The 13,989-nt window shown below is 59.8% G+C and carries 15 protein-coding genes and 1 pseudogene; 11 read left to right on the top strand and 5 right to left on the bottom strand.

Annotated features, from left to right (window positions below; all coding sequences use genetic code 11):
* The first annotated feature begins 31 nt into the window (after positions 1-31).
* The 3 genes from eno (at position 32) to ispD (ending at position 2,495) form a co-directional block, all read left to right on the top strand.
* Positions 32-1,321, top strand: coding sequence for a phosphopyruvate hydratase (gene eno, locus BUE09_RS09915; RefSeq protein ID WP_073300824.1), 1,290 nt, complete (start codon positions 32-34; stop codon positions 1,319-1,321).
* Between the two features lie 194 nt (positions 1,322-1,515).
* A complete protein-coding gene (gene ftsB / locus BUE09_RS09910; protein WP_073301032.1) occupies positions 1,516-1,794 on the top strand; it encodes a cell division protein FtsB in 279 nt (92 codons plus the stop codon).
* On the top strand, positions 1,791-2,495 hold the full coding sequence (gene ispD, locus BUE09_RS09905) for a 2-C-methyl-D-erythritol 4-phosphate cytidylyltransferase (RefSeq protein ID WP_073300823.1): 705 nt from the start codon (positions 1,791-1,793) through the stop codon (positions 2,493-2,495). The genes ftsB and ispD overlap by 4 nt, the downstream gene beginning before the upstream one ends.
* Positions 2,496-2,562: 67 nt before the next feature.
* Here ispD and BUE09_RS09900 read toward each other — a convergent pair whose 3' ends face one another.
* The 3 genes and pseudogenes from BUE09_RS09900 to BUE09_RS09890 all read right to left on the bottom strand — a co-directional run bounded on the left by BUE09_RS09900 (position 2,563) and on the right by BUE09_RS09890 (position 5,160).
* Positions 2,563-3,729, bottom strand: a complete 1,167-nt coding sequence (locus BUE09_RS09900) for a baeRF3 domain-containing protein (RefSeq protein WP_073300822.1) — start codon at positions 3,727-3,729, stop codon at positions 2,563-2,565.
* 100 nt (positions 3,730-3,829) lie between these two features.
* Positions 3,830-4,129, bottom strand: a pseudogene (hpf, locus tag BUE09_RS09895) (ribosome hibernation-promoting factor, HPF/YfiA family); the annotation flags it as partial.
* A gap of 131 nt (positions 4,130-4,260) precedes the next feature.
* The gene (locus tag BUE09_RS09890) at positions 4,261-5,160 is read right to left on the bottom strand and encodes a LysR family transcriptional regulator (RefSeq protein WP_073300820.1); all 900 of its coding nucleotides are present in this window, start codon (positions 5,158-5,160) and stop codon (positions 4,261-4,263) included.
* Between the two features lie 129 nt (positions 5,161-5,289).
* Between BUE09_RS09890 and BUE09_RS09885 the strand changes: the two genes are divergently transcribed.
* A complete protein-coding gene (locus BUE09_RS09885) occupies positions 5,290-6,405 on the top strand; it encodes an S-(hydroxymethyl)glutathione dehydrogenase/class III alcohol dehydrogenase (RefSeq protein WP_073300819.1) in 1,116 nt (371 codons plus the stop codon).
* A gap of 69 nt (positions 6,406-6,474) precedes the next feature.
* Positions 6,475-7,320 carry an S-formylglutathione hydrolase gene (fghA, locus tag BUE09_RS09880; RefSeq protein ID WP_073300818.1) on the top strand — a complete coding sequence of 282 codons (846 nt, stop codon included), beginning with the start codon at positions 6,475-6,477 and terminating at the stop codon, positions 7,318-7,320.
* A gap of 302 nt (positions 7,321-7,622) precedes the next feature.
* Here fghA and BUE09_RS09875 read toward each other — a convergent pair whose 3' ends face one another.
* Together BUE09_RS09875 and BUE09_RS09870 are read right to left on the bottom strand one after the other, a co-directional pair.
* Positions 7,623-8,672 carry an alkene reductase gene (locus tag BUE09_RS09875; RefSeq protein ID WP_073300817.1) on the bottom strand — a complete coding sequence of 350 codons (1,050 nt, stop codon included), beginning with the start codon at positions 8,670-8,672 and terminating at the stop codon, positions 7,623-7,625.
* 37 nt (positions 8,673-8,709) lie between these two features.
* The gene (locus tag BUE09_RS09870; protein WP_073300816.1) at positions 8,710-9,012 is read right to left on the bottom strand and encodes an ArsR/SmtB family transcription factor; all 303 of its coding nucleotides are present in this window, start codon (positions 9,010-9,012) and stop codon (positions 8,710-8,712) included.
* A gap of 182 nt (positions 9,013-9,194) precedes the next feature.
* Between BUE09_RS09870 and ispF the strand changes: the two genes are divergently transcribed.
* From ispF to BUE09_RS09840, 6 genes are read left to right on the top strand one after another with little or no spacing between them, the layout of a single operon-like run.
* Complete coding sequence (ispF, locus tag BUE09_RS09865; RefSeq protein WP_073300815.1) at positions 9,195-9,668, top strand: 2-C-methyl-D-erythritol 2,4-cyclodiphosphate synthase; 474 nt, start codon at positions 9,195-9,197, stop codon at positions 9,666-9,668.
* Positions 9,665-10,705: a tRNA pseudouridine(13) synthase TruD gene (truD, locus tag BUE09_RS09860; RefSeq protein WP_073300814.1), complete on the top strand. Its 1,041-nt coding sequence runs from the start codon at positions 9,665-9,667 to the stop codon at positions 10,703-10,705. Before ispF ends, truD begins: the two co-directional genes overlap by 4 nt.
* Positions 10,705-11,454 (top strand): 5'/3'-nucleotidase SurE, encoded by a 750-nt coding sequence (gene surE, locus BUE09_RS09855; protein WP_073300813.1) that lies wholly within the window; start codon positions 10,705-10,707, stop codon positions 11,452-11,454. The genes truD and surE overlap by 1 nt, the downstream gene beginning before the upstream one ends.
* Positions 11,455-11,492: 38 nt before the next feature.
* Positions 11,493-12,128 (top strand): protein-L-isoaspartate(D-aspartate) O-methyltransferase, encoded by a 636-nt coding sequence (locus tag BUE09_RS09850; RefSeq protein ID WP_029404859.1) that lies wholly within the window; start codon positions 11,493-11,495, stop codon positions 12,126-12,128.
* Positions 12,129-12,145: 17 nt separating this feature from the next.
* A complete protein-coding gene (locus tag BUE09_RS09845; RefSeq protein WP_073300812.1) occupies positions 12,146-13,081 on the top strand; it encodes a polyprenyl-phosphate transporter in 936 nt (311 codons plus the stop codon).
* 29 nt (positions 13,082-13,110) lie between these two features.
* A complete protein-coding gene (locus BUE09_RS09840; protein ID WP_303622743.1) occupies positions 13,111-13,947 on the top strand; it encodes a peptidoglycan DD-metalloendopeptidase family protein in 837 nt (278 codons plus the stop codon).
* Positions 13,948-13,989: the final 42 nt, after the last annotated feature.

Raw genomic sequence — 13,989 nt, 5'->3', positions numbered from 1 at the left:
CCTTGAAGCTATCTACGGAGTGTTAATAAAAATGGCAAAGATCGTCGACATCAAAGGGCGTGAGGTTCTCGACTCCCGTGGCAATCCCACTGTTGAAGCGGACGTTATCCTGGATAACGGCATTACCGGTAGCGCCTGCGCGCCGTCCGGTGCTTCCACTGGGTCGCGCGAGGCGCTGGAACTGCGCGATGGCGACAAGAGCCGTTACATGGGCAAAGGTGTGCTGAAAGCCGTCAGCAACATCAATGGCCCTATCCGTGATCTGCTGCTGGGCAAGGATCCGCTGGATCAGAAGGCGCTGGACCGCGCCATGATTGAGCTGGACGGTACCGAAAACAAGGCCTCGCTGGGTGCCAACGCTATCCTCGCCGTGTCGTTGGCTGCTGCCAAAGCCGCTGCGCAGGATCAGGACCTGCCGCTCTACGCGCACATCGCTAACCTCAATGGCACACCGGGTGAGTACTCGATGCCGGTGCCGATGATGAACATCATCAACGGTGGCGAACACGCTGACAACAATGTCGATATCCAGGAGTTCATGGTGCAGCCGGTCGGCGCCAAGTCCTTCGCTGACGCTCTGCGCATGGGCGCCGAAATCTTCCATCATCTGAAAGCCGTGTTGAAGGCCCGTGGCCTGAGCACCTCTGTCGGTGATGAAGGTGGTTTCGCTCCGAATCTGGCATCCAACGAAGATGCGCTGGCTGCTATCGTCGAAGCAGTGGCTAACGCCGGCTACAAGCTCGGGGACGACGTCACTCTGGCACTCGATTGCGCCTCCAGCGAATTCTTCGAGAACGGCAAATACGATCTGGCCGGTGAAGGCAAAGTGTTCGATGCCGCTGGTTTTGCCGACTATCTGGCCGGCCTGTCCGAACGCTACCCGATCATTTCCATCGAAGACGGCATGGACGAGTCGGACTGGGATGGCTGGAAGGTGCTCACTGACAAGATCGGTAGCAAAGTTCAGTTGGTAGGCGACGACCTGTTCGTGACCAACACCAAGATCCTCAAGGAAGGCATCGAGAAGGGCATCGGTAACTCGATCCTGATCAAGTTCAACCAGATCGGCTCGCTGACCGAAACCCTGGAAGCCATCCAGATGGCCAAGGCCGCTGGTTACACGGCGGTGATCTCGCACCGCTCCGGCGAAACCGAAGACAGCACCATCGCCGATCTCGCCGTAGGAACGGCTGCTGGTCAGATCAAGACTGGTTCGCTGTGCCGTTCCGACCGCGTTTCCAAGTACAACCAGCTGCTGCGTATCGAAGAGCAGCTCGGCGGAAAAGCCGCTTACAACGGGCGTGCCGAGTTCCGCGGCTGATCTGGCTATCGCTAGAAAAGCTGGGGCATGCTAGAAAAGGGCGGCGTTAGTCGCCCTTTTTTGTGGATAACCGTCAGCGCTGTTAAGGTCGCCGCACGGCAATGCGCTAGGCAGTAAAGGAAAGCCGGATCATGTCGCTGACCGCCGCTTATACAACGTTCCTGGAAACCAATCGAATTCGATCCATGCCTTCCATGCGCAGTCCCTACTGGTTGTTTGTTGTCCTGATCCTGCTGCTGGGTGGCTTGCAGTATCGCCTGTGGGTCGGCGAGGGCAGCCTCGCTCAAGTCAGCGGACTGAACAAGCAGATCGCCGAGCAGCAGGGCGAGAACCAGCGGTTGCTTGAGCGAAACCGGATTCTCGAAGCCGAAGTCAGGGAGCTCAAGCAGGGTATGGAAACGGTGGAAGAGCGTGCGCGCCATGAGCTGGGCATGGTCAAAGAGGGCGAAACTCTCTTTCAACTCACCGAATGAGCGCACCCCATCTCCCGCCTTACTGGGTCGTGATCCCGGCTGCCGGCATTGGCAGTCGCATGCGGGCCGACCGTCCCAAGCAATATCTGCAGTTGGCTGGAAAGACCATCCTCGAGCACACGCTGGATTGTTTCCTGGATCATCCCCAACTCCTGGGGCTGGTGGTCTGCGTCGCAAACGATGATGCCTATTGGCCTGATCTCGCTTGCTCGGCAGATCCGCGTGTTCATCAGGCCAATGGCGGCAGTGAGCGAGCCGACTCCGTGCTGTGCGGGTTGCAGAAGCTATCCGGCCTCGGCGCCTCGGACAGTGATTGGGTATTGGTGCACGATGCTGCCCGACCCAACCTGGCAGTCACAGATCTAAATCAACTGCTTGAGACGCTTGCCGACGATCCTGTCGGTGGGCTGCTCGCCGTTCCGGCGCGCGATACGCTGAAGCGTGCGGATGCGGACGGCCGCGTCCAGGAAACAGTTGATCGCAGCGTTATCTGGCAGGCGTTTACCCCACAGATGTTCCGGCTTGGGTCGTTGCGCGAGGCTTTGGCGGATGCGCTTGCCAGCGGGGTAGCGGTGACTGATGAAGCGTCCGCGCTTGAATGGGCAGGGCATCACCCGCGTCTGGTCGAAGGGCGGGCTGACAATCTCAAGATCACCCGGCCCGAGGATCTTCAGTGGTTGGAACAGCGCTGGAAATCTTGAGCCCAGCGCTGTTCGGATCGCTATGTAGAGCACTGCGGCCCGCCTGGCGGTGGCGAGGCCGATGTGATCAGTAGCGGTAGATTGCGGCAGCACCACTTTCAGTCGGCATGCGTTCGGTAGGGACCGAGATTACCTCGCCACCTTGTTCCAGCGTCCATATGGTCAGTTCATCGAGCAGATCGGGCGTGGTCGCTGAGTTGTCTTCCACAGCGACTGCTGTGCCTTGCTGCTTGTCCACAACACCTGGGATTTGCCGCTCTGCCTCTACCAGAAGCGTTGCAACACGGCCTTCGAGTGTCGCCTGGCCGATCTGCTCAAGCTGATCGGTCGCAAGTCCCTGACCTCGCGATTCGCCGTACTGGTTGATAAAACCTTCCAGCCGCTTGATGTAGCGCGGCTGCATGACCATCCAGCTCTTCTGGCGGAGTTCGTCATGGCTCAGCAATGACGCATCGTTCTCGATGCCTTCCGGCAGTAGAAATTCGTTATGGCTGAGTTTGCGGAAATGGAACTGATGCTCCGGCAGTGCGGCGAGGATCAGCGGCAGTCGCGACTTGCGGCTGTGATGCTCAAGAATCGCGCGATCCACTTCACGGAAGAAACGCTCACGGTCGCGATCGATTTCGTCCTGGCGCCCGGCACCTCCGCTCTCCACCTGCATCGGATCGCCACGCTCGCTGGCGCGGCTGTAGCCTTGCGGGAATCCGGTCTGTCCTTTTTCGGTCAGCTCGCGGCCCAGCGCCTCCTCAACGGTTTTCGGTACGCCTTCGCCCAGGCGGACTTCGTCAATGCCGTCGCGGTTGCCTTCAAACAGACGAACCGAGTCAAGGGTGATCGCCAATATCTGATAGCGGTCGGCCGACTGCGCGATGCGCAGCAATGGCTTAAGGTGCATACGATCATTGGCGACAGCGAGCTCTGGAACGCTGCGCTGCAGGCGAAATACCTCGAAGTAGTCCGCGGCAGCAAAGACAGCAAGCCCATCGCGATTGGAGTTCCAGAATTCGGGATCGTTGATCAGATCGTGGAACGGCTTCAGCAGCGCTTTGGCCTGGTCGCCACGGCCTTGCTGCTTGAGCGAGTCTTCGAGCTCGCGGACAAGGTGTTTGAAGCGAATCGGGTCCTGCTGACGCTCGGGAAAACTACGGTGGGTGGGCTGATATAGCGAAAGGCAGGGTGCTTCGCGTTTTGCCAGCAGTTGGGACATGGTTTCGCGATCGAGCAATCTGTTCATGTACGGCCTCACTCGTTGTCAGATGATTCAGTTCCTCATGGAGCTCCACCGGCCCGCTTTGGTGGGTCGCATCAAGCGGCATTCAGTGATGGTTGAGTTTCTTGTCTAGCGCATGGGCAAGGGCATGGCTTAGTTTCTCTGCGCAGCCGTCGATGGCAAGATTCAGCGAGTCCGCTTTGTGGCTGGTCGAAATGGGCTCGTGTCCCTTGATCCTCGCTTCCATCTGGCAGCGCTTGTCTTGCGGGCCGCTTTTACCGCTGTTCTCGTCGTTGAGATGAACTTCGACTCGGGTCAGCTGATCGTCGAAGCGCTCCAGTTCGCTCTCGACCGTCGCTTTCACGTGCTCCTCAAGGTTGCTGGTCACGTCGACGCTATGATTGCTGTTCACCAGAATCTGCATGATGTCCTCCTGATTGATTGGCCGGCTCGCTCAAGCAGAGGGCCGGAGGCACCGGCTTCAGAATTTCGACGTGGTGGGTTAAGTCGGGTTCCGCCTGAAATCCCCAGTCGGACGCGCGGCGCAGTCGCAACTCAATCGCGTTCGTTGCGATATTCAGGGCGAGTTGCGAGGCCGTCCTTCAGCGCCTGAATTAACAGGCGGACCTTCGGCAGCGGATAACGCCGTTGTGGATAGACGGCCCACACGGCAGTGTTCGGTGGCTGATGCGTTTCCAGCACGGAAACCAGTTCACCACGGCGCAGCGGCTCCTGGACGTAATAGTCCGGAAGCTGGCATAGCCCGAAGCCCCTTCGCGCAGCGTCCAGCACCGCCTGACCGCTGTTGCACCGCCAATTGCCAGACGGCTTGAATGGCTGCTCGCGGCCATCGATCTGCAGCATCCAGGTGTCGCCGGTGCCTACCAGACAATTGTGCCGCGCCAGTTCGGAAAGCGTGTGAGGCCGGCCGTAGCGTTCGAGGTAGCTCGGCGCCGCGCACAGATACATTGCCCGCGGGGCGATGCGCGTAGCGACCAGCCGCGATTCGCTGAGTCGGCCCAGGCGTATGGCCAGGTCGTAGCCTTCCTGTACCAGGTCGAGTGTGCGATTGGACAGCTCGATGTCGACCCGCAATTGAGGGTGCTGCGCCATGAATTCGTTTACCAGCGGCACGATGAAGCGCTCGCCGTAAGCGACTGCAGCGGTCATGCGCAGTAATCCTGTGGGTGCGGCATGCAGGTCGCTGATGGCGTGAAAGGCTTCGTCGCGTTCTTCGATCAAACGTTGGCAGCGAGAGAGAAAGGTATGGCCGGCTTCGGTCAGCGATACACGCCGGGTGGTGCGATAGAGCAAGCGGGCCTGCAGGCGTTCTTCCAGCCGTGCCACCTGCCGACTTACATGGGATGACGATACGCGCAGATGTTCGGCGGCGCGCATGAAGCTGCCCGCTTCAGCGACTGCCACGAATTCGTCCAGGCCTTCCCACCGGTTCATAAGCCATCCTTTCGGTACGGGGCCTGATTATCCCTAACTGGCAATAATGTTTCCACGATCAGCTTATTAACCCTGTTCGCTGATGAAACTACACTGCGCTTCACCATCCATCTACGAGTAAAGCCAGCCATGACCATCAAGTCCCGTGCCGCAGTCGCGTTTGCCCCCAATCAGCCTCTGCAAATTGTCGAGGTGGACGTCGAACCGCCCAAGGCTGGCGAGGTGCTGGTGCGCATCGTCGCGACGGGCGTCTGCCACACCGACGCGTACACGCTCTCCGGCGAAGACTCTGAAGGTGTCTTCCCATGCATCCTTGGTCACGAAGGTGGCGGCATCGTCGAAGCTGTCGGCGAGGGCGTTACCTCGGTGGCAGTTGGCGATCACGTGATTCCGCTGTACACCGCCGAATGCCGCCAATGCAAATTCTGCAAATCCGGCAAGACCAACCTCTGCAGCTCGGTGCGCGCCACCCAGGGCAAGGGCCTGATGCCGGACAGCACCACGCGGTTCTCCTACAACGGCCAGCCGATTTACCACTACATGGGAACTTCGACGTTCTCCGAGTACACCGTGTTGCCTGAGGTTTCGGTGGCGAAGATTCCCAAGGAAGCGCCGCTGGACAAGGTCTGCCTGCTGGGTTGCGGCGTCACCACCGGAATCGGCGCGGTACTTAACACCGCCAAGGTTGAAGAGGGCGCGACTGTAGCGGTATTCGGCCTGGGCGGCATCGGCCTGGCGGCGATCATCGGGGCGAAGATGGCCAAGGCCAGCCGGATCATCGCGATCGACATCAATCCGTCCAAGTTCGCTATCGCCGAAGAACTGGGCGCGACCGACTTCATCAATCCGAAGGATTACGACAAGCCGATTCAGGAAGTCATCGTCGAGATGACCGATGGTGGCGTTGACTATTCATTCGAGTGTGTCGGCAACGTCCAGCTGATGCGCGCCGCGCTGGAATGTGCGCATAAAGGCTGGGGAGAATCGGTGATCATCGGCGTGGCCGGCGCCGGTCAGGAGATCAGCACTCGTCCGTTCCAGCTGGTGACGGGCCGCGTTTGGCGTGGCAGCGCGTTCGGCGGCGTCAAAGGGCGTACCGAACTGCCGAGCTATGTGGAGAAGGCGCAGACCGGTGAAATCCCGCTGGATACCTTCATCACCCACAATATGGGGCTGGACGAGATCAACCAGGCATTTGATCTGATGCATGAAGGCAAGAGCATTCGGACCGTCATCCACTATTGATTCAGCATGTCGGGCCGTGGCGCTTCGCCTTTTTCAGGCGAACACCACCGGCCCGCTTCAGGAGAGTCCATGAGCCTCGAGAACATTTCCTGCCAGAAGAGCTTCGGTGGCTGGCACAAGCGTTATCGCCACCGCTCTGCCAGTTTGAACTGCGACATGGTGTTTGCCGTATACCTGCCGCCCCAGGCGGAGCAGGGCGAAAAGCTGCCCGTGTTGTACTGGCTGTCCGGCCTGACCTGTACCGATGAAAATTTCATGCAGAAAGCGGGTGCGCATCGGCTTGCCGCCGAACTCGGCCTGATTATCGTCGCGCCAGATACCAGCCCGCGCGGACCCGGCGTTCCGGATGATCCGGACGCCGCCTATGACTTCGGTCTTGGTGCGGGTTTCTACCTGAACGCGACCCAGGAGCCCTGGGCTCAGCACTACCGCATGCACGATTATGTGGTCGATGAATTGCCGGCTCTGATCGAGGCGAACTTTCCGGCATCGGACAAGCGCGGCATCAGCGGGCATTCCATGGGTGGTCACGGTGCGCTGGTGTGCGCGCTGAAGAATCCCGGACGGTATCAGTCGCTATCGGCTTTCGCGCCGATTGGCAACCCAGCCGATTGCCCATGGGGCGAAAAGGCGTTTTCCAATTACCTCGGGGAAGACCGCTCACGCTGGCGTGAATGGGATGCCTGCGCCTTGATAGCCACGGCGCAAGAGAAGTTGCCGATACTGGTCGACCAAGGGGATCGTGATGATTTCATGGCTGATCAGCTCAAGCCCGATGCTCTCGAGGCTGCCGCAAGGGCGGCGCAACATCCACTAACGCTGCGCATCCAGCCGGGCTATGACCATAGCTATTACTTTATTGCCAGCTTTATCGACGATCACCTGCATCATCATGCGCAGGCGTTGAAGGGTTGAAATCTGCTGCGTTGACGGTAGGGCCGACCTCGCTGGTGAACCTGTGCCGCAGCTATCGCGAGCAACTCGCGGCTACAACGGTTCTACGCGGCGCAAGGTTTTAGTGGGGACAGGTACTGTGCGACAGGCGCGGTGACACTAGTGCCGGCCGTGCTCACGTTTCGCGGGAGCGAGCTTGCTCACGAAGCGGCCGCCGCCGGTGTTTCAGATGCCTCCCTAGTGGCTACCAACCGAAAAGGCGCAGTTCGCTGCAAGAAAAAAGGCCCGACCGGTTGCCCGGTCGGGCCTTCCATCGCAAGGAGCTAGAGCGATGGATAATCGATGTAACCTTCGGCGCCCTTCGCATAGAACAATTCAGGCCGAGGCTCGTTGAGTGGAGCGTCCTTGTGTAGGCGCTCGACCAGGTCGGGGTTGGCGATGTAGGGGATGCCGAATGCAACCGCGTCAGCCTTGCCTTCCTCAAGCCAGGCGTTGGCCTGTTCCTTGGTGAAGCGCTCGTTGGCGATGTAAACGCCGCCGAAGATCTCTTTCAGTTGCGGGCCTAGGCTGTCCTCGCCGGCTTTCTCACGGGTGCAGATGAAGGCGATGCCGCGCTTGCCCAGCTCACGTGCGACATAACCGAAGGTTTCTGCACGATTGGAGTCACCCATGTCATGCGAGTCGGCGCGTGGTGCGAGGTGCACGCCAACGCGGCCAGCGCCCCAGACACTGATTGCTGCGTCGGTTACTTCAAGCAGCAACCGGGCACGGTTGTCCAGCGACCCACCGTACGCATCGGTGCGCTTGTTGGTGCCGTCCTGGAGGAACTGATCGAGCAGATAGCCATTGGCGCCGTGAATTTCCACGCCGTCGAACCCGGCTTCTCGAGCGTTTTCGGCGCCCTTGCGGTACGCCTCGACAATGCCAGCGATTTCTTCGGTCTCAAGGGCGCGTGGTGTTTCGTAGTCCTTCATCGGCCGCACCAGGCTTACATGGCCGGCGGGCTTGATGGCGCTGGGCGCCACTGGAAGCTGTCCGTCGAGGTAGATCGGGTCGGAAATCCGGCCAACGTGCCAGAGTTGCAGGACGATCTTGCCGCCCTTGGCGTGGACCGCATCGGTTACCTTTTTCCAACCCTGGACCTGCTCGGCCGACCAGATCCCGGGAGTGTCCGGGTAACCGACGCCCATCGGTGTGACCGAGGTGGCTTCGCTGATGATCAGGCCGGCATCGGCCCGCTGGGCATAGTAGTCGGCGATCAAGTCACCCGGCACCCGGCCAGGCTCGGCGCGACAGCGGGTCAGTGGGGCCATGATGATGCGGTTGGCCAGTTCCAGTTCGCCAATCTTGATCGGGTCGAAAAGTGTAGGCATTGCGATGCTGCTCCTTTAAAGGTGAGGGCTGCGAAGCTCAGAGTTCACGGCCAAGACGGGCTACGAAGGCTTCGATAGCCGGTTCGTTGCGTTTGAAAAAATGCCACTGACCGACCTTGCGGTTGGTGATCAGTCCCGCTCGTTGCAGTGTTGCCAGATGGGCCGAAACCGTGGATTGCGACAGCCCGGCGCGCTGGTCGATCTGCCCGGCGCAGACCCCGTTTTCCAGCGAATGGTGCTGCTCGGAGAAATAGCGCTGCGGTTCTTTCAGCCAGGCCAGAATTTCCCGCCGCAAAGGGTGGGCAATTGCCTTGAGGATGTCGTCCAGTTCGTCGGGCATGCTGTGGTCCGGTTCGGTATATCGCGATGGAGCGAACTATATATCGTTGAAAAACGATATGAGATCGATTTGGTTGATGGTGGTTATCGTCGGCATTGATCTGCAGGCTTCTCACCGCTGCGACTTCAATGGCTGCTGCTGTCCTGTAGAATCGCGGGCTGAACTTTTCGAGGGCTATGACTATGCGAATCGGCCACGGCTATGACGTGCATCGTTTCGGTGAGGGCGATTTCGTCACCCTCGGCGGGGTGCGGATTCCTCACAGGTTCGGTCTGCTCGCGCATTCGGACGGCGATGTGCTGCTGCACGCTCTCAGCGACGCATTGCTCGGTGCGGCGGCGCTTGGCGATATCGGCAAGCACTTCCCTGACACTGACCAGGCGTTCAAAGGCGCCGATAGCCGCGTTTTACTGCGTCACGTGCTCAAGCAGGTGCAGAGCAAGGGCTGGAAGGTCGGCAACGTCGACGCCACGATCGTCGCCCAGGCGCCGAAGATGGCGCCACATATCGAATCAATGCGAACCCTGATCGCCGAAGATCTGCAGGTCGACCTGGGTCAGGTCAACGTCAAGGCCACCACTACCGAGAAGCTTGGTTTTACCGGACGTGAAGAAGGCATTGCCGTGCATGCTGTCGCGCTGCTGGTCGAAGCATGACCGATGACCAGTTGCTCGGCCCAAGGGCGCACGGAGGGGCCTGTGGCTCCGCCGTGCTCAAGGCTGTAGCGGAAGACTTCCAGGTCGACGAGGTCCTCGACATCCCTTTGTCTGGTGCCGGTGAGCATCTGTGGCTCTGGGTGGAGAAGCGCAACCTCAATACCGAGGAGGCTGCGCGACGCCTGGCGCGGGCTGCTGGTGTTCCTGCGCGCAACATCAGCTACGCCGGCTTGAAGGATCGTCAGGCACTGACCCGCCAATGGTTCAGCCTGCATCTACCGGGCAAAGCCGATCCGGAGCTGGCCAAGGCGGAAGACGAAACCCTGAAGATTCTCCAGCGCGGCCGGCATCAGCGAAAACTGCAACGCGGTGCCCATTCGGCCAATGGCTTTACCCTACGCTTGACGGAGCTGAAGGCCGATCACGCCGAACTCGATGCGCGTCTCGAGCGAATCAAGACCGAGGGTGTGCCTAACTATTTTGGCCTGCAGCGCTTCGGTCATGAGGGCGGAAATGTCCACGGCGCCCGCGAGTATGCGAATCGGCAGGAACTTCCCGTACAGCGCAACCTTCGCTCACGTCTGCTATCGGCGGGGCGTAGTTATCTGTTCAATCGCGTGTTAGCTGAGCGAGTTGCGGCGGGTAGTTGGAATCAGGCACGAATCGGTGATCTGCTGGCATTCACCGACAGCCGCAGCTTCTTCCCGGCAGGCGAAGCCGAATGCAGCGACCCGAGGCTGGCCATGCTGGATCTGCATCCGACCGGCCCTCTGTGGGGCGCAGGCGAATCGCCCGCCTCGGGCGATGTTCAAGCGCTGGAGATGCAGGTTGCCGCAACGGAGCCGTCAATCGCCAAGTGGCTCGCAGAAGCCGGAATGAAGCATGAACGGCGCATTCTTCGCCTCCCCATGGGCGGCTTGTCGTGGCATTATCCCGAGCCTGACATTCTGCAACTTGAATTCGTCCTGCCGACCGGGTGCTTTGCCACTGCTGTGGTGCGCGAACTGGTCAGCCTGGCAGGGCAGACGGACATCTGATGCGTATTCTGATCGCCAACGACGACGGGGTGTATGCACCTGGGCTCGCCGCGCTTTATGACGCGCTGGCGGATTATGCCGAGTGCAGGGTAGTTGCCCCAATTCAGGACATGAGCGGCGCCAGCAGTGCGCTGACCCTGGATCGCCCGCTTCATCCCACGACCATGCCGAATGGTTTCATCGGCGTGAACGGCACTCCGACGGATTGCGTCCACCTGGGCATTAACGGCTTGCTTGAAGACGCGCCTGACATGGTGGTTTCCGGTATTAATCTGGGCGCCAATCTCGGGGACGACGTTCTGTACTCCGGCACCGTCGCCGCGGCCATCGAAGGCCGATTCACCGGTAAGCCCGCGTTCGCGTTTTCCCTGGTGTCGCGGTTGACCGATAACTTGCCGACTGCGGCCTATGTCGCGCGCAAGCTGGTTGAACATCAGGCCTCGCTTGAGCTACCGCCGCGTACGGTGTTGAGCGTCAACGTGCCCAATCTGCCGCTGGATCACGTCCGGGGAATTCAATTGACCCGCCTGGGCCATCGCAGCAGGGCCAAGCCGCCAGTGCGGCAGGCTAATCCGCGTGGTAAGGACGGTTACTGGATATCGGTAGCTGGTGATGTCGAAGATGGCGGGCCAGGCACCGATTTTCATGCGGTCATGCAGGGCTACGTTTCGATTACGCCACTGCAGTTGGACCGAACCTTTCATGAAGCCTTTGAAGGCCTCGACAGTTGGCTGGAGGGCGTGTTGTGAACCGCGGATCCGATGACCTGCTGCGCCATGGCACCGGGATGACCTCACAGCGCACCCGTGACCGACTGATCCAGCGGCTTTACGAAGAAGGACTGTCAGACCCTCGCGTGCTCGAGGTGATTCGTCGCACGCCCCGACATCTGTTCGTCGATGAGGCATTGTCTCATCGCGCCTATGAAGACACCGCGCTGCCTATCGGCCACAACCAGACCATCTCGCAACCCTTCATGGTGGCGCGTATGAGTGAATTGCTGCTGGCTGACGGCCCATTGGACAAGGTGCTGGAGATCGGAACGGGATCGGGCTACCAGACAGCGGTATTGGCGCAGCTGGTAGAACGGGTGTTCTCGGTAGAGCGTATCCAGGCGCTGCAAGACCGCGCTAAAGAGCGCCTGGTCGAACTCAAGTTGCGTAACGTGGTCTTTCGCTGGGGTGATGGCTGGGAGGGCTGGCCTGCGTTGGCTCCTTACAACGGCATCATCGTTACCGCGGCGGCAGCCGACGTGCCCCAGGCTCTGCTCGATCAACTGGCCCCCGGCGGGCGGCTGGTGATTCCGGTCGGGGTTGGCGAAGTCCAGCAATTGATGCTGATCATTCGAGAGGAAGACGGTTTTTCCCGCCACCTGCTGGATACCGTGCGCTTCGTGCCGCTGCTCAATGGACCTGTAGTTTGATCACAGCGGATGGAAGCATGAAAAACGCGTTGCTGTTGTACGTCAAAGGCATGGCGATGGGCGCTGCTGATGTGGTGCCTGGCGTATCGGGCGGGACCGTGGCATTCATAACCGGAATCTACGATGAATTGCTGCGCTCCATTGGCGCGGTGCCGAATGCTATCCCGGCTCTGTTGAGGGGGCGCATCGCAGAAGCATGGCGCATCGCTAACGCCACCTTTCTGCTGGTGCTGTTCGCCGGGATTCTGACCAGCGTGCTCAGCTTGGCGAAGTTGATTACCTATCTGCTTGAGCAACACCCGATTCCGGTGTGGTCTTTCTTCTTTGGTTTGATCCTGGTTTCCGTACATTTGATCAGCAAAGAGATCCAGCGTCGCAACCTGTCGCGATTGATCAGCCTGTGTCTGGGCATCGGCTTTGCCTACTGGATTACGGTTGCGGCGCCCGTGCAGTGGAGCGCCAGCAGTGTCAGCCTGTTCTTTGCCGGTGCCATTGCGATTTGCGCCATGATCCTCCCGGGTATATCCGGTAGCTTCATTCTGGTGCTGCTCGGTCTGTATCCCGTGGTACTAGGCGCAGTCAAAGCGCTGGATCTGGGCGTCATGCTGACCTTTGCCGCCGGCTGTCTGGTTGGCTTGTTGAGCTTTGCACGTGTTTTGAGCTGGGTTTTACGTCGCTGGCGCGACCTCACCCTGGCGTTTCTTACCGGGCTGATGCTCGGTTCGCTGAACAAGGTCTGGCCCTGGAAAGAGACGCTGACCTGGCGCACCAACTCGCACGGTGAGCCCGTTCCCTTGCTGGAACAGAACCTGCTCCCGGGTGCCTATGGTGATCTGACTGGGCAGGATCCGCAGCTTTTGCTGGCGATTCTTCTTGCGGTCGCCGGCATCGCTCTGGTGCTTGGGCTGGAGTGGTTTGCCGGCCGTCACCAGCCAGTCGCGCAAAGCGTCTGAACCGACTTGTCGATCATAGGGAGCGGGTATTGAAGCTGACAGCCAGCACGCGGTGGATACGCAGTTCATCAATCCGTGGCGCGCTTATCGCCTTGTTGGCGGGTTCATTATTGGTCGGGTGCACCAGCTCGCCGTCAGGCGGCGTGAGCGTCGTTGATCGCAACAATCGGGACCGTGTCACCAGCGGTCGCTATACCGTTCAACGCGGCGACACGCTCTGGTCAATCGCTTTCCGCTTCGGGTGGGATTGGCGTGATCTGGCGCGGGTAAACAATATCCGCCCGCCGCATGTGATCTATCCGGGGCAGACGATTCGGTTCAGCGGCCAGGTACCCCGTGCCGCTCGTTCGGCACCTCCGCCTCAACCCCCGGTCACCAGCACACCGACCATCGTTACTAATCCGGTGCCAACGCCGCCTCCCTTGACGCGGCCGACCTTGCCGACCGCCAAGCCTCCTGCGCCGAGCATTCCGATCAAGGCAGTAACCCGTTCTGCCAGTGGTTGGGCATGGCCTGCAGGGGGGACGGTGATCGGCCGATTTTCCTCAAACGGAAGTTTGAATAAAGGCATTGATATCGCCGGGGAATTAGGACAGCCTGTTTTAGCTGCTTCTGATGGGGCTGTTGTGTACGCCGGCAGTGGTTTACGGGGTTACGGCGAACTTGTGATCATCAAGCACAGCGATACCTATGTAAGTGCCTACGGCCACAACCGCAGGCTGCTGGTTCAGGAGGGGCAACAAGTCAAAGCTGGGCAGACCATTGCCGAGATGGGATCGACTGGAACCGACCGGGTGAAACTGCACTTTGAGATTCGCCGCCAAGGCAAACCTGTAGATCCGCTGCAATACCTGCCAAAACGATGATTTGATCCAAACCTGTTCCGGCACTAGGAGGGGCTTGAGTGA

This window comes from Stutzerimonas xanthomarina DSM 18231, assembly GCF_900129835.1.
Lineage (GTDB): Bacteria > Pseudomonadota > Gammaproteobacteria > Pseudomonadales > Pseudomonadaceae > Stutzerimonas > Stutzerimonas xanthomarina.
Note: the sequence above shows the minus strand (reverse complement) of the source record. Positions and strands in the feature narration are given on the sequence as shown.